The sequence below is a fragment of the Nocardioides szechwanensis genome (genome assembly GCF_900103935.1).
Taxonomy (GTDB): Bacteria; Actinomycetota; Actinomycetes; order Propionibacteriales; family Nocardioidaceae; genus Nocardioides; species Nocardioides szechwanensis.
This window is the reverse complement of the sequence record NZ_FNIC01000005.1, coordinates 114,398-131,266: the sequence shown is the minus strand read 5'-3', so window position 1 is coordinate 131,266 and position 16,869 is coordinate 114,398. Positions and strand designations below refer to the sequence as shown.

Here is a 16,869-nt window from a genome sequence, read left to right as displayed (position 1 = left end):
AGCGCGGCAAGATGGGCACATGCTCGATGTGTCAGAGATGTGGGACTTCGACGACCCCAAGAAGTCCGAGTCCCGCTTCCGCAACGCGATCCCGGGCGCCGGCCGGCGCGACCAGCAGCTGCTGATGACGCAGCTCGCCCGTGCCGTCGGGCTCCAGGGGCGGTACGACGACGGGCTGGCGCTGCTGGACGTCACCCAGGCCCCCGACCCCGAGATCGGCGCGTGGGTGCACCTCGAGCGCGGCCGGATCCTCCGGTCGTCCGGGTCGCCCGGGAAGGCGCGCCCCGAGTTCGAGGCCGCCGTACGCGACTCGGTGGGCAGCGACGCCCTGCACATCGACGCCCTGCACATGCTGGCGCTGGTCGCCGAGCCGGAGGAGCAGGGCGCCCTGCACGAGGAGGCGCTGCGCATCGCACGCAGCTCGCGGGAGCCGCGGGCCCGCGACTGGGACGCCTCGTTGCTCAACAACATCGGGATGGCGCACGCCGACGCCGGCGAGTGGCGCGACGCCCTCGCGTCGTTCGAGATCGCCCTCAGCTCACGGGAGCGGCAGGGCGACGCGGCCCGGACCCGGGTCGCGCGCTGGATGGTGGCCTGGGCGATGCGCAACCTCGGCCACACGGTCGAGGCGCTGGCCATCCAGCGGATGCTCAAGGCGGAGCTGGTGGCGATCGGTGAGGTCGATCCCTACGTCGACGAGGAGATCGCCCTGCTGGAAAAGGCCCCTAGGAAGTGACCGGTCGCCGGTAGGCGAGGTCGACGATGTCGCGACCGACCGCCCGGCCCTTGCGCTCGAACTTGGTGACCGGGCGCTCCGACCAGCGTTCCACCGGGCCGCCCTCCAGGCCGGTCTCGGCGTCGAGCACGGCGCGCATCTGCACGGCGTACTCCGCCCAGTCGGTCGCCAGCCGCCAGGTGCCGCCCGGCTCGAGACGCGACGTCACCAGGCGCGCGAACTCGGGGGTGACCAGCCGCCGCTTGTGGTGGCGCTGCTTGGGCCACGGGTCGGGGAAGAAGGTCCACAGCTCGCGGACCGACCCCTCCGCGAACAGGTGCTCGACCGACCACGCCGCGTCGACCGCGCAGAACCGCACGTTGTCGGCCCCCGCCGCCGCGACCTCGGCCAGGCCGGCGGCCACCCCGGGTCGCCACACCTCGAACGCCACGATGTTGCAGTCGGGTCGCGCCGCCGCGAGCACGCCGGTCGCCTCACCGACGCCGGGGCCGATCTCGACCACCAGCGGCGCCTCGCGCCCGAACCAGTCCGACCACGTGAAGCCCGGGTCGTCGACCGCCTCGTCGGGGATCACCCACGCCTCGTGGTGGGCGTCCCACGCCTCCTGCTGGCTCGGCGTGAACCGGCTCCCCCGGCGCGAGTAGCTCAGCACCTCCCGCATCCGCTGGCCGTCCTCGGTCAGCTTCAGGTGCGGTCGCGCCGGCAGTGCCCTGTCGTTCATGCCCCGATCCTCCCCGACCCCGTTGACCCGCCCGAAAGTGACACAAATTGACGTTGACCCGCCCGAAAGTTTCGGGCGGGTCAACGGTGAAGCAGGTTCAGCTAGATCACTTGGTGATCTTGGTGACGCGGCCGGCACCAACGGTGCGGCCACCCTCGCGGATGGCGAAGCGCAGGCCCTCGTCCATGGCGATCGGCTGGATCAGCTCGACCGACATCTCGGTGTTGTCGCCGGGCATGACCATCTCGGTGCCCTCGGGCAGCGTGACGACGCCGGTGACGTCCGTGGTGCGGAAGTAGAACTGCGGACGGTAGTTGTTGAAGAACGGCGTGTGACGGCCACCCTCCTCCTTCGAGAGGATGTAGACGTTCGCCTCGAAGTTGGTGTGCGGGGTCGTGGTGCCCGGCTTGATGACGACCATGCCGCGCTCGACGTCCTCGCGCTTGGTGCCACGAAGCAGCAGACCGACGTTCTCACCGGCCTGGCCCTCGTCGAGCAGCTTGCGGAACATCTCGACACCGGTGACGGTGGACTTGATCGCGCCCTCGCGGATGCCGACGATCTCGACCTCCTCGTTGACCTTCACGATGCCCCGCTCGATGCGGCCGGTGATGACCGTGCCGCGACCGGTGATCGTGAACACGTCCTCGACGGGCATGAGGAACGGCTTGTCCGTCTCGCGGTCGGGGGTCGGGATCGACTCGTCGACAGCGTTCATCAGCTCGATGATCGACTCGCCCCACTTCTCGTCGCCCTGGAGCGCCGGGAAGGCAGCAACGCGCACGACGGGGATCTCGTCACCGTCGAACTCGTACTCGGAGAGGAGCTCGCGCACCTCCATCTCGACGAGCTCGATGAGCTCCTCGTCGTCGACCATGTCGCACTTGTTGAGCGCCACGACCAGGGCCGGCACGCCGACCTGGCGGGCGAGCAGCACGTGCTCACGCGTCTGCGGCATGGGGCCGTCGGTGGCGGCGACCACGAGGATCGCGCCGTCCATCTGGGCCGCGCCGGTGATCATGTTCTTGATGTAGTCAGCGTGACCAGGGCAGTCGACGTGCGCGTAGTGGCGCGCCTCGGTCTGGTACTCGACGTGCGCGATCGAGATCGTGATGCCGCGCTGACGCTCCTCGGGAGCCTTGTCGATCTCGTCGAACGCCGAGGCGGCGTTGAGAGTCGGGTACTTGTCGTGCAGCACCTTCGTGATTGCTGCGGTCAACGTCGTCTTCCCGTGGTCGATGTGACCGATGGTTCCGATGTTGACGTGCGGCTTGGTCCGCTCGAACTTCGCCTTAGCCACTGTGGGCTCCTCCTGGTGTGGTTGTTACCTGACTCGTACTTGACGTTGTGGTGCGTGCTGCGTGGCGGTGGCCCGGTGGGACTACTCCCCACGCACCTTCTTGATGATCTCGTCGGCGATGTTCGTGGGAACCTCGGCGTACGAGTCGAACTCCATCGAGTACGAAGCCTGGCCGGAGGTCTTGGACCTCAGGTCGCCAACGTACCCGAACATCTCGGAGAGCGGCACGAGGGCGTTGACGACGATGTCGCCGTGACGCTCCTCCTGGGCACGGATCTGCCCGCGCCGGCTGTTGATGTCGCCGATGACCGTGCCGAGGAAGCTCTCCGGCGTGATCACCTCGACCGCGAACATCGGCTCCAGCAGGACCGGCTTCGCCATGCGAGCGGCCTCCTTGAAGGCCTGGTTGCCGGCGATCTTGAACGCGAGCTCCGAGGAGTCCACGTCGTGGTAGGCGCCGTCCTCGAGGGTGAACTTGACGTCCACCATCGGGTAGCCGGCGAGCACGCCGAACTCGAGGGCGTCCTGGCCACCAGCGTCGACCGAAGGGATGTACTCCTTCGGCACGCGGCCGCCGCTGACATTGTTGACGAACTCGTAGCCCGCACCGACGCCCGTCTCGGGGTCGATGTTGGGGCCGAGCGAGACGACGACCTTCGCGAACTGGCCGGACCCACCGGTCTGCTTCTTGTGGGTGTAGCTGTGCTTGACGACCTCCTTGCGGAGCGTCTCGCGGTAGGCCACCTGCGGCTTGCCGACGGTCGCCTCGACGCGGAACTCGCGCTTCATCCGGTCGACGAGGATCTCCAGGTGGAGCTCGCCCATGCCGGCGATGATGGTCTGGCCGGTCTCTTCGTCGGCCTTGACCGTGAAGGTCGGGTCCTCGTCGGAGAGGCGCTGGATCGCGGTGCCCAGCTTCTCCTGGTCGCTCTTGGTCTTGGGCTCGATCGCGACCTCGATCACCGGGGCCGGGAACGTCATCGACTCGAGGATCACCTGGTTCTGGGGGTCGGACAGGGTGTGCCCGGTCTTGGTGTCCTTGAGGCCCATGACGGCCACGATCTGGCCGGCGCCGACCGACGCGATCTCCTCACGCTTGTTGGCGTGCATCTGGTAGACCTTGCCGATCCGCTCCTTGCGACCGTTGACCGAGTTGACCACGGTCGCGCCGGCGGCGAGCTTGCCGGAGTAGACGCGCACGTAGATCAGCTTGCCGAGGTGCGGGTCGGTGGCGATCTTGTAGGCCAGGCCGGAGAACGGCTCGTCGTCGGACGGGTGCCGGATGACCTCGACGGTCTCGTCCTTGACGGAGTGACCGACGATCGAGTCGATGTCCAGGGGCGAGGGGAGGTACTTGACGACGGCGTCGAGCAGGGGCTGGACGCCCTTGTTCTTGAACGCCGTGCCGCACAGCACCGGGTTGATCTTGTCGGCCAGGGTGGCGCGACGGATCGCGGCGTCGATCTCCTCGACGGAGAACTCACCCTCGTCGAGGAACTTCTCCATGATGACGTCGTCGGCGTCCGACAGCGTCTCGAGCAGCTTCTCGCGGTATTCGGCGGCCTGCTCGGCCAGCTCGGCCGGGATCTCCTCGACGGCGTAGTCCTCGCCGATCGTGGTCTCGCCGCGCCACACGAGGGCACGCATGCCGACGAGGTCGACGACACCGATGAAGTCGCCCTCGGCGCCGATCGGCAGCTGCAGCACGAGCGGCGTGGAGTTGAGGCGCTCGATCATCATGTCGACGCAGCGGAAGAAGTCGGCGCCCGTGCGGTCGAGCTTGTTGACGAAGCACATGCGCGGCACGGAGTACTTGTTGGCCTGGCGCCACACCGTCATGGTCTGGGGCTCGACACCGGCGACGCCGTCGAAGACCGCCACGGCACCGTCGAGGACACGCAGCGAGCGCTCGACCTCGGCCGTGAAGTCCACGTGGCCCGGGGTATCGATGATGTTGATCTGGTGGTCCTTCCACCAGCAGGTCGTCGCGGCCGACGTGATCGTGATGCCGCGCTCCTGCTCCTGCTCCATCCAGTCCATCGTGGCCGCGCCCTCGTGGACCTCACCGATCTTGTAGGTGATGCCGGTGTAGAAGAGGATGCGCTCGGTGGTGGTGGTCTTGCCGGCATCGATGTGCGCCATGATGCCGATGTTGCGGACCTTGTTGAGGTCGGTGGTGATGTCGACAGCCACTGAAAGTCTCAGTCCCTCGGAAGTTGTTGGGGTGCGGGTGGCGTGAGGGGTACGGCGTACCCCTCACGCATTGGTCACCAGCGGTAGTGAGCGAAGGCCTTGTTGGACTCGGCCATCTTGTGCGTGTCCTCGCGCTTCTTCACAGCGGCACCGAGGCCGTTGGAGGCGTCGAGGATCTCGTTCATGAGGCGCTCGGCCATGGTCTTCTCACGACGCTCGGCGGCGTAGCCGACGAGCCAGCGCAGCGCCAACGTGGTGCCACGCGTGCCCTTGACCTCGATCGGGACCTGGTAGGTGGCGCCACCGACGCGGCGGGACTTGACCTCGATGGACGGCTTCACGTTGTCCATCGCACGCTTGAGCGTGACGACGGGGTCGGTGCCGTTCTTCTCGCGGCAGCCCTCGAGCGCGGTGTAGACGATGCGCTGAGCAACCTGCTTCTTGCCGTCCTGCAGCACCTTGGAGACGAGCTGGGAGACGAGCTGCGACCCGTAGACGGGGTCGATGTCGATCGGCCGCTTGGGGGCGGGACCCTTGCGGGGCATTAGCTCTTCTCCTTCTTGGCGCCGTAACGGCTGCGCGCCTGCTTGCGGTTCTTGACACCCTGGGTGTCGAGCGTGCCGCGGATGATCTTGTAGCGGACACCGGGGAGGTCCTTCACCCGGCCGCCGCGGACGAGCACGATGGAGTGCTCCTGGAGGTTGTGACCGACACCCGGGATGTAGGCGGTGACCTCGACGCCACTGGACAGGCGCACGCGGGCGACCTTGCGCAGAGCGGAGTTCGGCTTCTTCGGGGTGGTCGTGTAGACGCGGGTGCAGACACCGCGGCGCTGGGGCGAACCCTTCAGGGCAGGCGTCTTGTTCTTCGACACCTTGTCCTGGCGGCCCTTGCGGACCAGCTGGTTGATCGTGGGCACCTGGCGGTTCCCTTTCTGGTGACTATCAGTGCTCGGCGCCTTGCCGAGCACGGCGAAATACGTTGGATCTGTGTGCCTGTGGTGAGTGCGCCCGGATTTGGGCACGCGCAACGGTCTGGTCGTACCAGACACGAGGAACGAGATTACCGGCCGCCCGAGTGAGGGTCAAAACGCGGCCACCGCCGGCCGAGCGACGCTCAGACGCGGACCAGCTCGCCGGAGACCGCCGCCTCGGCCCGGGCCTTCGACCACAGGTAGACCGCGCTCGAGAACAGCACGCCAAGGACCGTCAGCGCACCCCCCGCGATCAGCGTCCAGCGCGCCCCGAAAGCCTCGCCGACCCACCCGATCAGAGGCGCGCCCAGCGGCGTACCGCCGATGAAGATCATCATGTAGAGCGCCATCACCCGCCCGCGCATCCCCGCGTCGGTGTTGAGCTGCATGAACGCGTTGGCGCTCGTGATCATGGTGAGCGCCGTGATGCCGAGCAGGGGGCACAGCAGCGCGAAGACGAGGTACGACGGCGCGAGGCCGGAGACGATCTCGAGCAGGCCGAAGATCACGGCTGCGCCGACCACGAGCCGGTGCCGCACCCGTTCGCGGCTCGCCGCGAGCAGCGAGCCCGCCAGGGAGCCGACCGCCATGAACGTGCCGAGCAGGCCGTACTCGGCCGAGCCCTTGTCGAAGACCTGTGTGGCCATCAGGGCCGAGGTCATCTGGAAGTTGAGCCCGAAGGTGCCGGTGAAGAACACGATCCCGAGGATCAGCATCAGGTCGGGGCGCATCCGGACGTAGGAGACACCGGCCCGGATCTGGCCGGCCTCGCGCTTGACGAGGTCGGCGACGTGGAGGGCGGCGCCGTCGAGCCGGGCGAGCGCGAGGATCGGGCCGGCGTAGGTGAGGCTGTTGATCAGGATGACCCAGCCGGTCGCGACCACGCCGGAGCCGAGCGCCGCGATCGACAGGCCGGCGATGGCCGGGCCGAGGATGCGCGCGGAGTTGAAGCCGGCCGAGTTGAGGCCGACCGCGTTGGTGAGGTCCTCGGGGTCGACGATCTCCGAGACGAAGGACTGGCGCGCGGGGGCGTCGAAGGCCGAGGCGACGCCGAGCACGAGCGCCAGCACGTAGACGTGCCAGATCTGGACCGTGCCGGTCACCGCGAGCAGGCCGAGCACCAGGGCCGGGACCGCCATGCCGATGTTGGTCATCTGCAGGAGCCGGCGCTTGGGGATCCGGTCGGCGACCAGCCCGGCCACCGGCGAGAGCAGCAGGAAGGGGAGGAACTGCAGCCCCGTGGTGATGCCGATCGCCGCCGCGCTGTTGGCGGTCAGCAGCAGCACCAGCCAGTCCTGCGCGACGCGCTGCATCCAGGTGCCCACGTTGGACACCAGGTTCCCGACGGCGTACAGCCGGTAGTTGGGGTTGTGCAGGGAGCGGAAGGTGGGGCTCAACCAGACGCCAGCCTTTCGAGGATCGGGGCCGCGCGGCGGAGCACGGCACGTTCGTCGGGGGTGAGGTCACGCAGCCGCTGCGTCAGCCACTCGTCGCGCCGGGCGCGGTCGGCCAGCAGGGTGGTGCGTCCTCGTTCGGTCAGCTCCACCAGGACCTGGCGGCCGTCGGTGTCGTGCGGGCGGCGGCTCGCGAACCCTCCGTCGACCAGGCAGTTGACGGAGCGGGTCATGCTCGGCGGCTGCACCATCTCGATCTTGGCGAGGTCGCCGACGGTGAGCTCGCCGTTGCGGTAGAGCGCGCCGAGCACCGCCATCGCGTTCATGCTCAGGACGTTGTCGGGGTGGCGCTCGCTGGCGAGGCGCCGGCGTAGGCGCATGACGGACAGCCGGAGCACTGAGGCGAGTCCGGCGTCGGTGCGGGCGACCTTCTCCACGGTGGGCATATCGTTAGCATAAGTCATTACCTATGCTAAGTATTCCAGGTTTTGCCCATCAGGGTGATCGGCGCGGCACCGCGGCCCCGGTGGAGGGACTAGCCTGGAGGCGTGGAGCTCCGCGACAACCAGCCGATGGCGCACGAGTTCAGGAACCGCACCTACCTCCTGGCCGACGTGGAGCCGCTCGACGTCGACGGCGTACGCACCGTGCAGGTCGGCACCGCCGTTTTCTTCCTCGGCTTCGTCGCGCTGCTGCCGTTCTACGGCCGGCTCGCTGACGACGACAACACCTGGTGGCTGTGGATGTGCCTGGCGGGGGTCGGGCTCGGCCTGTTCGGCCTGGAGTACTGCCGCCGCCGACGCGCCTTCCGCGCCGAGCTCCAGGCCGAGACACCCGAGACGCCCGACACCTCCACCGTCGACTGACTCCTCCCCGCGAGATGACGGCGATCTGGGCGACAGGCCGTTTGGGCATGCCCTGCACGGGTAACCGCACGGGCATGACCACCAAGCTGCACTACACCGTCCCCGGCATGACCCAGTCCGACGCGAAGCGCGTCGTGGAGCTCCTCCAGGACCGGCTCAACGCCTGCAACGACCTGCACCTCACCCTCAAGCACGTGCACTGGAACGTCGTCGGCCCGCACTTCATCGCCGTGCACGAGATGCTCGACCCCCAGGTCGAGGCCGTCCGCGGCTTCGCCGACGACCTCGCCGAGCGGATCGCGACCCTCGGTGGCTCCCCCGTCGGTACGCCGGGCGCGCTGGTCGCGGCCCGCACTTGGGACGAGTACTCCATCGGCCGGGCCACCACCCAGGAGCACCTCGGCGCGCTCGACCTCGTCTACCAGGGCGTGATCACGAGCTACCGCGACGGGATCAAGGAGCTCGGCGAGCTCGACCCGGTCACCGAGGACATGTTCATCGGGCAGACCGAGCAGATCGAGCTGTTCCACTGGTTCGTCCGGGCGCACCTCGAGGACAAGGGCGGCCACCTGTCGACCGAGGGCGCCGGCACCGAGCAGGAGGCCGCGGCCGCCGCTGCTGAGTGAGTCAGCGGTAGGGCTCAGATGAGCTCGTAGCCGTCGCTGGAGAGCGTGTCGAACGCGTGCTCCGGCATCGGCTCGCGCTCGTGCTTCTTCGCGAGGCGGACCTCGGAGTGCGCACCACAGCCGTGGTCGAACGAGACCGCGCGGCCGTCGTCGTTGGCGTCGCCGTTGGCGCACACGCCGAACGTGCCCCCCAGCGGACCGGCGATGCGCACCAGGAAACCGCAGGTGAAGCAGGTGTCGGGCGCCGCCTGGGCCAGGGGTGAGCCGGGGCCGGCGTCGCTGTCGTACCAACGCTCGGCAGCGACGTCGCGGCCCTCGGGCGAGAGCGTGCGGACGCGGCCGAGGCCGAGGTCCTTGGCCACCTCGCGGATCTGGGCCTTCTCGTCGGCGTCGAGCGGGTCGTCGCCGAAGGAGTACGTCGGCACCAGTCGCGGGTCGTCGTCGGCGACGGGCAGCAGGTCGCCCGGCGACAGGTCGCCCGGCTGGAGCCGCTCGCGGTAGGGCACCCACTCGGGAGCGACGATCGCCTCGTCGCCCGGGATCAGCACGACCTCGTCGACGGTCACCGACTTCTGGCGCGACGCGCGGGCCACGGTGACGGACCAGCGCCAGCCGACGTAGCCCTTGCGGGTGCACGCGAACAGATGGGTGACCACGCGCTCGCCCTCGGCCTGGGAGCCGAGGTGCTCGCCGACGTCGGCGGCGTCCACGTCCTCGAGCAACGCGGAGCGTGCCTCGTCGACCGCTGCCGCGGCCACAGGGTCGGGTTTGCTGCGCACGATGATGGCCACGGCCAAAGCATGACTCATCGGGTGTGCGGCTGTCAGGTCGGGCCGGGGTGTCCGGCCCGGGACACCCGGCGAGCGGGCAGGATGTGCCCATGACGTCGCCACCCCCCGAGCCTCCCCCGAGCCCGGGCTCCGGCGACCGGGCGCGTGCGGTGGGCCGTGGCCTCGGCACCGGCGCGAAGGTGACCGCCCGCGGGGTGCGCGGCGCGGCGCGCGTCACCGGACGTGCCGGGTCCTTCACGGTGCGACAGGCGCGCCGGGCGGCCGACGCGCAGGGTGCCGACAAGTCCGGACTGTCGCGGCTCATCGAGCTGCACGCATGCAACGCCGCCGCCGACGCGGCGGTCGTCATCTCACTTGCCGGCACTCTCTTCTTCGCCGGCGCGACCAGCGACGCGCGCGGTCAGGTCGCCCTGTTCCTCGGGCTCACGATGCTGCCGTTCGCGATCGTGGCGCCGCTGATCGGCCCGTTCCTCGACCGGTTCAGCCACGGCCGGCGCTGGGCGATGGGTGGCACCTTCGCGCTGCGCGGCTTCCTGTGCTGGGTGCTCGCCGACGCCGTGGCCAACGACTCGGTCTGGCTGTTCCCCGCCACGCTCGGGGTGCTCGTCTCGTCCAAGGCGTACGGCGTGACCCGCGCCGCCGCCGTACCCCGTCTGCTGCCCGACGACCTCACGCTGGTGAAGGCCAACGGGCGGGTCTCGCTGTCCGGCGTCGTGGGTGCCGGTGTCGCGGCGCCGTTCGCGGGGCTCGCCGCCACCTTCGGGGCGGAGTGGTCGCTGCGGTTCGCGTTCCTGATCTTCGTGCTCGGCACGGTCGCCGCGATCCGGCTGCCCGAGCAGGTCGACTCCAGTGCGGGTGAGCAGTCGATGGTCCTGCGCACCGACAGCGATGGCCGGCGTGGCACGCGCATCCCCCCGGCCGTCTCCTTCGCGCTGCGCGCCAACTGCGGGCCCCGCTGGCTCTCGGGGTTCCTCACCATGTTCATGGCGTTCCTGTTCCGCGACAACCCGATCGGCGACTACGCGCCCGAGCTGCTGCTGGGCATCGTGATCGGCGGGGCCGGGCTCGGCAACACCATCGGCATCCTGTGCGCGTCGCTGCTGAAGAAGATCAACCCCGCGATCATGGTGGTCGCCGCCCTGCTCGCCGACGCGGTCGTCGTACTGCTTGCCGGCGTCTTCTACGGCGTGATCGCGCTCGCCATGATCGGACTCACCGCGGGGCTGGCGCAGTCGCTGGCCAAGGTGTCGCTCGACGCCACGATCCAGGCCGGCGTCCGGCCGCGGGTCCAGGCCAGCGCGTTCGCGCGCAGCGACACCACGCTCCAGCTGGCCTGGGTGATCGGCGGCTTCGTGGGCATCGCCCTGCCGCTCTACCCCCGCCTCGGACTCGGCGTGGCCGCCGCCGTGCTGGCCGCCTGGACGTTCTTCGTGCTGGCCAGCCGTCCCCGCCGTGGCCGTCCGATCGCCGACCCTACCCCACTCTGAGGGGAAAGTACGGAACGTTTTCGACCTCTCACGGGCTATCCGAGGTTGAAAACGTTCCGTACTTTCCTGGAGCCGAGGGTCAGAGCTCGAGCTCGTCGGCCAGGGCGCGGAGGAGCTTGGCGGCGGGCTTGGCGGTGCGGGCGTCGGGGTGGCGGCCGTGACGGTAGGCCTCACCGACGCCGTCGAGCAGCCCGATCAGGTCCTCGACGATCGGGGCCATCTCCTCGGGCGCGCGCCGCTTGGCGTGCTGCTGGTTGCGCGAGACCGAGGCCGGGGCCTCGAGGATCCGCACCTGGAGGGCCTGGTCGCCGCGTCGGCCCTGAGCGATGCCGAACTCGACTCGGGTGCCGGGCTTGAGGGTGGTGGTGCCCTCGGGCAACGCGTCGGTGTGCACGTAGACGTCGGGGCCGCTCTCCTGGGACAGGAAGCCGAACCCCTTGCCGGCGTCGAACCACTTCACCTTGCCTGTGGGCACGGTCAGACCTCTCTAGACCGCCCGGCCGTTCCGAGCGCGACGTTGAACACTAGGCCATGTGGGCGTCGAGCCACGACGGGAAATCCGCCAGGCCGTCGAGCACCACGTGGGTGCCGGCCGCCTCGAGCTCCGCACGGGTGCAGCCGCCGGTCAGCACCGAGACGCTGAGGACGCCGGCCGCGAGCGCGCCCTCCACGTCGTGGACGTGGTCGCCGACGTAGATCGCGGCGCCCTCCCGGCGGAGCACGTCGGCCTTGCCGACTCCCCACACCCAGCCCTCGAGCAGGTCGATGTCGAGGCCGAGGTGCTCGACGTGGAGCTCGGCGTTGCGGGGGTACTTGCCGGTGACGACGAGGACCCGGCCGCCGTGACGTCGTACGGCGGCGATCGCCTCGTGCGCCCCCTCGAGGACCGGCACCGAGGAGATGGCATGGGCGGGGTAGAGCTCGCGGAACCGGTCGCCGGCCGGCCCGATCGCGTCCTCGTCCAGGTGGCCGGACAGCATCGTCTCGAGCGGCGGGCCGAGCTGCGCGGTCATCTCCAGCACCGGGAAGGTGACCCCGAGCTCGTCGCCCAGGACCTCCAGCACCGCCCCGAAGCCGGGGACGGTGTCGATGAGGGTCATGTCGAGGTCGAAGCCGACGACGAGCGGGGATGAGGGCACCCCGCCAGCGTAGGACGCGGTCGACAACTGACACTTCTGGGGTTCGTGAGACAGAATGGACGGCTCACTGGGGGAAGGACGACGACGCCGTGCACACAGCAGTACGCCGGCAGGGTCAGCGCGCGACGCGCCTGGCCGGTGTCGTCGCGCTCGCATGTGCCGTGCTGGCCGCCCCCGGCAGCGCCGTGGGTGCCGGCCCGGATGCCTCGCCGGAAGGGACGCCGGTCAGTGCCGCGCTCCACCTGGTGACCCTGCGCGGTCCCGGCCTGGCCGCCTCGGACCGCGGTCCCAGCCTCCTCGGGCCGACGCAGCTGTGGGCCGCGCAGGACCGGACGCTCGCGCGGGTCGGGGCGGCCGAACCGGTCTACCGCTGGACGACGGCACTCAACGGCTACGCCGTGCTGCTGACCCCCGACCAGGCCGCCGAGCTCGCCGACGACCCCGCCGTGGCGCTCGTCGAGCGCAACAGCGTCCGCCCACTGGCCTCGGGGGCGGCGGGGACGCCCGGCCCGGGCGCCGCCGGGCAGCACCGAGGCGGTGCCGGTGTCGTGATCGGGATCGTCGACTCGGGGATCTCGCCGGAGGGCCCGCTGTTCGCCCGGACGCCGGACTTCGGACGCCGGACCCCCGGCTTCGCAGGGAGCTGCGAGCGGGGCGACGACGCCCCCGTCTGCAACGACAAGCTGGTCGCCGCCCGCTGGTACGTCGAGGGGTTCGGCGCCGACGACGTGAGCGCCGCCAGCAGCCTGTCGGCTCGTGACGACGACGGTCACGGCACCCAGATGGCCTCGATCGCGGCGGGCAACGCCGGGGTCGACGTGCGCGTGCACGACCAGCGGCTGGGGCGCTTCTCGGGCGTCGCCCCGCAGGCGCGGCTGGCCGTCTACAAGGCCTGCTGGGGCGCCCCCGACCCCGCCGACGACGGCTGCGCGACCGCCGACCTCGTCACCGCGGTCGACGCCGCGACCCGCGACGGCGTCGACGTGCTCAGCCTCGCCGTCGGCGGACCGCCCCGGATCGACACCGTCGAGCTGGCGCTGCTCGGCGCCGCCGAGGCCGACATCGCCGTGGTGGCCGCGGCCGGCAACGGCGGGGCGGCCTCGGCCCACCCGAGTCCCTGGGTGACCACCGTCGGCGGTGCGCTCGGCGCCCAACGCCGTGGCGCCGTCGTACTCCCGGGTGCTCCGGACGTGCCGGGTGCGATGGTCTCCGAGCGCGGCGTCGGCCCGGCCCGGATGGTGCTCGCGGCGCGCGCCAAGGCGCCCGGCGCGACCGTCCGTGCGGCCCGCGTCTGCACGCCCGGCAGCCTCGACGCGGCGGCGGTCGACGGCCGCGTGGTGGTCTGCGACCGGGGCGGCGTCGGCCGGGTCGACAAGTCCGAGGCGGTCGCGCTCGCCGACGGCGTCGGCATGGTGCTCACCAACGTGCGTCCCGGCTCCACCGACGCCGACTTCCACCGCGTCCCCACCGTCCACGTCGACCGCGCGGGCGGCGTCGCGGTCAAGCGCTGGCTGGCCCGCCACCCGGCCGGCCGGATCTCCCTGCGGCCCGGCGGCATGACCACCCACGGACGCTCGGTGGCGGCCTGGTCCGGCGCCGGCAGCGCCCGCCTGGTCAAGCCCGACCTGGTCGCGCCGGCCGTCGGCGTGCTCGGCGCGGTGCCGCCGCGCTCGAGCGACGTCCGTTGGGACTTCGTGACCGGGACGTCCGCGGCCACGGCCTTCACCAGCGGGGCCGCCGCCGTGCTCCTCGGCAGCCGGGACTGGTCGGCGGCCGACGCCCGCTCCGCCCTGGCCACCACCGCCGACCGCCTGCGCGGCACGTCGGTCGCCCGGGCCGGCGCCGGCCTCGTGCAGACCGAGAAGGCCCTCCGACCGGGGCTCCTGCACCGGCTCGACCCCGCCGACTACCGCGCGTGGTGGGAGGGACGGCTCGAGGAGCTCAACATCTCCTCCGTCGTCGTACGCCGTGGCGTGCGCGAGGTGACCCGCACGGTCACCAACGTCGGCCGCCGCGGCTTCTACTTCTCCTCCGTGGCCCGCGGGTTCGCCCACCACCAGGTCGTCGTGACCCCGGCCGCACTGCGCCTGGCGCCCGGCGAGAGCGGCAACTACACGGTGCGCGTGCTCGGGCATTCCCGGCGACCCGACGACGGTTTCGTGACCTGGCGCGGCGCCACGGGCACCGTCACCACGGTCCCGGTCATTGTCCGCTGATCAGGCCAGGCCGAGCTCCCGCGCAGTCTCCTCACGCATCTGGACCTTGCGGATCTTGCCGGTCACCGTCATCGGGAACTCGTCGACGACCCGCACGTAGCGCGGGACCTTGTAGTGCGCGAGCTTGCCGGTGGCGAACGCCCGCACCGAGTCGGCGTCCAGCGGCGCGGCGCCGGCGCGCATCTTGATCCACGCGCAGAGCTCCTCGCCGTACTTCTCGTCGGGGACGCCGATCACCTGGACGTCCTCGATGTCGGGGTGGGTGTAGAGGAACTCCTCGATCTCGCGCGGGTAGATGTTCTCGCCGCCGCGGATCACCATGTCCTTGATCCGCCCGACGATGTTGCAGTAGCCGTCCTCGCGCATCTCGGCGAGGTCGCCGGTGTGCATCCAGCCGTCGGCGTCGACCGCCTCGGCGGTCTTCTCCGGGTCCTGCCAGTAGCCGAGCATCACCGAGTAGCCGCGGGTACAGAACTCCCCCGGCTGCCCGCGCTGGACGGTCTCGCCGGTGACCGGGTCCACGATCTTGATCTCGACGTGCGGGTGGACCCGCCCGATCGTCGCCGTACGTCGGTCCAGGTCGTCGTCGGCGCAGGTCTGGCAGGAGACCGGCGAGGTCTCGGTCATGCCGTAGGCGATGGCGACCTCGGCCATGTGCATGTCGTCGATGCAGCGCCGCATCACCTCGACCGGGCAGATCGACCCGGCCATGATCCCGGTGCGCAGCGACGAGAGGTCGTGGTCGGCGAAGGTCGGGTGGTTCTGCATGGCGATGAACATCGTCGGGACGCCGTAGACGCCGGTGCAGCGCTCCTCCGCGATCGTGCGCAGCGTGATCTCGGGGTCGAAGCCGGGCGCCGGGATCACCATGGTCGCGCCGTGCGTCGTGCAGCCGAGGTTGGCCATGACCATGCCGAAGCAGTGGTAGAAGGGCACCGGGATGCACAGCCGGTCCTCGGGAGTGAGGTTGATCAGCTCGGTCACGAGGTAGCCGTTGTTGAGGATGTTGCGGTGACTCAGGGTGGCGCCCTTGGGGAAGCCGGTGGTGCCGGAGGTGTACTGGATGTTGATCGGGTCGTCCGGGCTCAACCCGGCCATGCGCCGCGGCAGCGCGTCGGCCGGGAGACCCCGGCCGGCCTCGACGAAGCCGGGCAGGTCGTCGGTCTCGAGGTAGACCACCGTCTCCAGCGTCGGGCACTGGTCCCGGGTCTCCTCGACCATGGCGCGGTAGTCACTGGTCTTGAAGCGGGAGGCAGCGACCAGCAGTCGCAGCCCCGACTGGTTGACCGCGTAGGCGAGCTCGTGGGTGCGGTAGCTCGGGTTGATGTTGACCAGCACCACGCCGGCCTTCGCGGTGGCGTACTGGGTCAGCGTCCACTCGGCACAGTTCGGCGCCCAGATGCCGACCCGGTCGCCCGGCTCCAGCCCGGCCGCGATGAGGGCCTGCGCCAGGTCGTCGACGTCGCGGTCGAGCTCCGCCCACGTCCAGCGGCGCCCTGAGGCGACCTCGACGAGCGCCTCCCGGTCGGCGTGCTCGGCCGCCGTACGCGCGAAGTTGGCTCCGATGGTCTCCTCGAGCAGGGCAGGCTCGAGCTCTCCGGTGGCGGCGGCATCCATGCCCCGCACCGTACGACGCCTCACGTTGCCGCGGGGTTGGCCCCGCGGGCCACGTGGAGCGGCGTAGTGTCCACCCGTGCCCGACGCAGACGCTCCCGAGGAGCCCACGAAGCGCAAGCTCCCCCTGTGGCTCGAGACGGTGATGCTGCTGACCATCGCGATCCTGCTGGCGTTGGTGATCAAGACCCTCTTCGTGCAGGCGTTCTACATCCCGTCGGCGTCGATGAAGCCGGGCCTGGTCGAGAACGACCGGATCCTCGTGCAGAAGGTGTCCTACTGGTTCGGCGGCTCCCCCGACCGGGGTGACGTCGTGGTCTTCGAGGACCCGGGCGGCTGGCTCACCGGGCTCGCCCCCGAGCCCGCGAGCCCGCTGGTGAAGGTGCTCACCAAGATCGGGCTCTACCCGAGCGGTGGCCACCTGGTGAAGCGGGTGATCGGCCTGCCCGGCGACGAGATCGTGTGCTGCGACGCGGAGGGCCGGATCTCGGTCAACGGCGTGGCCCTCGACGAGGACGACTTCATCAAGCCCCAACCCAAGTGCGACGGGCCGATGCCCGGTCCGGCGTGTGACTGGACCGTCGAGTCGGTGCCCGAGGACTCGCTCTTCGTCATGGGCGACAACCGCAACCAGTCGGCCGACTCCTCGGCGCGGCTGTGCGTCAACGCCGGCCCCAACTGCGACCCCAACGACGCGTTCGTGCCGATCGACCTCGTGGTCGGCAAGGTGTTCGCGCTGGTCTGGCCGCTCGGCCGCGCCGAGCTCATCGGGACGCCCGATGTCTTCGACAACGTGCCCGACGCGGACTGAGC

The 16,869-nt window shown here is 70.4% G+C and carries 17 protein-coding genes; 6 read left to right on the top strand and 11 right to left on the bottom strand.

Translation table 11 applies throughout. The features are described from left to right. The first annotated feature begins 19 nt into the window (after positions 1–19). Positions 20–736 carry a tetratricopeptide repeat protein gene (locus tag BLR90_RS13240; RefSeq protein WP_143016213.1) on the top strand — a complete coding sequence of 239 codons (717 nt, stop codon included), beginning with the start codon at positions 20–22 and terminating at the stop codon, positions 734–736. Here BLR90_RS13240 and trmB read toward each other — a convergent pair. The 7 genes from trmB to BLR90_RS13205 form a co-directional block, all read right to left on the bottom strand. Beyond that, positions 726–1,457, bottom strand: coding sequence for a tRNA (guanosine(46)-N7)-methyltransferase TrmB (gene trmB, locus BLR90_RS13235; protein WP_091025694.1), 732 nt, complete (start codon positions 1,455–1,457; stop codon positions 726–728). The genes BLR90_RS13240 and trmB overlap by 11 nt on opposite strands. Before the next feature lie 106 nt (positions 1,458–1,563). Beyond that, positions 1,564–2,757, bottom strand: coding sequence for an elongation factor Tu (gene tuf / locus BLR90_RS13230; RefSeq protein WP_091025693.1), 1,194 nt, complete (start codon positions 2,755–2,757; stop codon positions 1,564–1,566). An 81-nt stretch (positions 2,758–2,838) separates the two neighbouring features. Continuing rightward, positions 2,839–4,950, bottom strand: coding sequence for an elongation factor G (fusA, locus tag BLR90_RS13225; protein WP_091025692.1), 2,112 nt, complete (start codon positions 4,948–4,950; stop codon positions 2,839–2,841). Positions 4,951–5,024: 74 nt separating this feature from the next. Then, positions 5,025–5,495: a 30S ribosomal protein S7 gene (gene rpsG, locus BLR90_RS13220; RefSeq protein ID WP_091025691.1), complete on the bottom strand. Its 471-nt coding sequence runs from the start codon at positions 5,493–5,495 to the stop codon at positions 5,025–5,027. Further along, complete coding sequence (gene rpsL, locus BLR90_RS13215; RefSeq protein ID WP_028636428.1) at positions 5,495–5,869, bottom strand: 30S ribosomal protein S12; 375 nt, start codon at positions 5,867–5,869, stop codon at positions 5,495–5,497. The genes rpsG and rpsL overlap by 1 nt, the downstream gene beginning before the upstream one ends. A 197-nt stretch (positions 5,870–6,066) precedes the next feature. Further along, positions 6,067–7,320: an MFS transporter gene (locus BLR90_RS13210; protein ID WP_091025690.1), complete on the bottom strand. Its 1,254-nt coding sequence runs from the start codon at positions 7,318–7,320 to the stop codon at positions 6,067–6,069. Continuing rightward, entirely contained in the window at positions 7,317–7,763 is a 447-nt protein-coding gene (locus BLR90_RS13205; RefSeq protein ID WP_245715310.1) for a MarR family transcriptional regulator, read from the bottom strand. Before BLR90_RS13205 ends, BLR90_RS13210 begins: the two co-directional genes overlap by 4 nt. A 102-nt stretch (positions 7,764–7,865) precedes the next feature. Between BLR90_RS13205 and BLR90_RS13200 the strand changes: the two genes are divergently transcribed. Both BLR90_RS13200 and BLR90_RS13195 read left to right on the top strand, forming a co-directional pair. After that, positions 7,866–8,183: a DUF2530 domain-containing protein gene (locus BLR90_RS13200; RefSeq protein ID WP_245715309.1), complete on the top strand. Its 318-nt coding sequence runs from the start codon at positions 7,866–7,868 to the stop codon at positions 8,181–8,183. 74 nt (positions 8,184–8,257) lie between these two features. Beyond that, entirely contained in the window at positions 8,258–8,809 is a 552-nt protein-coding gene (locus BLR90_RS13195) for a Dps family protein (RefSeq protein WP_091025876.1), read from the top strand. A gap of 14 nt (positions 8,810–8,823) precedes the next feature. Here BLR90_RS13195 and BLR90_RS13190 read toward each other — a convergent pair whose 3' ends face one another. Next, positions 8,824–9,636 carry a DUF3027 domain-containing protein gene (locus tag BLR90_RS13190; RefSeq protein ID WP_371863186.1) on the bottom strand — a complete coding sequence of 271 codons (813 nt, stop codon included), beginning with the start codon at positions 9,634–9,636 and terminating at the stop codon, positions 8,824–8,826. 53 nt (positions 9,637–9,689) lie between these two features. Here BLR90_RS13190 and BLR90_RS13185 point away from each other — a divergent pair, with 53 nt between their 5' ends. After that, positions 9,690–11,087 carry an MFS transporter gene (locus BLR90_RS13185; protein ID WP_091025687.1) on the top strand — a complete coding sequence of 466 codons (1,398 nt, stop codon included), beginning with the start codon at positions 9,690–9,692 and terminating at the stop codon, positions 11,085–11,087. 79 nt (positions 11,088–11,166) lie between these two features. On the opposite strand, the gene BLR90_RS13180 is transcribed toward BLR90_RS13185, so the two are convergent. Next, on the bottom strand, positions 11,167–11,562 hold the full coding sequence (locus tag BLR90_RS13180; RefSeq protein ID WP_091025686.1) for a cold-shock protein: 396 nt from the start codon (positions 11,560–11,562) through the stop codon (positions 11,167–11,169). 49 nt (positions 11,563–11,611) lie between these two features. Further along, entirely contained in the window at positions 11,612–12,226 is a 615-nt protein-coding gene (locus BLR90_RS13175; RefSeq protein ID WP_245715307.1) for an HAD family hydrolase, read from the bottom strand. A gap of 89 nt (positions 12,227–12,315) precedes the next feature. On the opposite strand from BLR90_RS13175, the gene BLR90_RS13170 reads away from it, so the two are divergent. Next, positions 12,316–14,442, top strand: a complete 2,127-nt coding sequence (locus BLR90_RS13170; protein ID WP_170254396.1) for a S8 family serine peptidase — start codon at positions 12,316–12,318, stop codon at positions 14,440–14,442. Here BLR90_RS13170 and BLR90_RS13165 read toward each other — a convergent pair whose 3' ends face one another. Further along, positions 14,443–16,059 carry an AMP-binding protein gene (locus BLR90_RS13165; RefSeq protein ID WP_091025683.1) on the bottom strand — a complete coding sequence of 539 codons (1,617 nt, stop codon included), beginning with the start codon at positions 16,057–16,059 and terminating at the stop codon, positions 14,443–14,445. 76 nt (positions 16,060–16,135) lie between these two features. Here BLR90_RS13165 and lepB point away from each other — a divergent pair, with 76 nt between their 5' ends. Then, positions 16,136–16,867: a signal peptidase I gene (gene lepB, locus BLR90_RS13160; protein WP_245715306.1), complete on the top strand. Its 732-nt coding sequence runs from the start codon at positions 16,136–16,138 to the stop codon at positions 16,865–16,867. Positions 16,868–16,869 lie beyond the last annotated feature (2 nt).

What these genes read in the sequence shown, in the direction of transcription:
- BLR90_RS13195 (WP_091025876.1), top strand. Translation starts at nt 8,258, where the DNA reads ATGACCACCAAGCTGCACTACACCGTCCCCGGCATGACCCAGTCCGAC.
- trmB (WP_091025694.1), bottom strand. Translation starts at nt 1,457, where the DNA reads ATGAACGACAGGGCACTGCCGGCGCGACCGCACCTGAAGCTGACCGAG.
- BLR90_RS13240 (WP_143016213.1), top strand. Translation starts at nt 20, where the DNA reads ATGCTCGATGTGTCAGAGATGTGGGACTTCGACGACCCCAAGAAGTCC.
- BLR90_RS13205 (WP_245715310.1), bottom strand. Translation starts at nt 7,763, where the DNA reads ATGCCCACCGTGGAGAAGGTCGCCCGCACCGACGCCGGACTCGCCTCA.
- BLR90_RS13165 (WP_091025683.1), bottom strand. Translation starts at nt 16,059, where the DNA reads ATGGATGCCGCCGCCACCGGAGAGCTCGAGCCTGCCCTGCTCGAGGAG.
- rpsG (WP_091025691.1), bottom strand. Translation starts at nt 5,495, where the DNA reads ATGCCCCGCAAGGGTCCCGCCCCCAAGCGGCCGATCGACATCGACCCC.
- BLR90_RS13185 (WP_091025687.1), top strand. Translation starts at nt 9,690, where the DNA reads ATGACGTCGCCACCCCCCGAGCCTCCCCCGAGCCCGGGCTCCGGCGAC.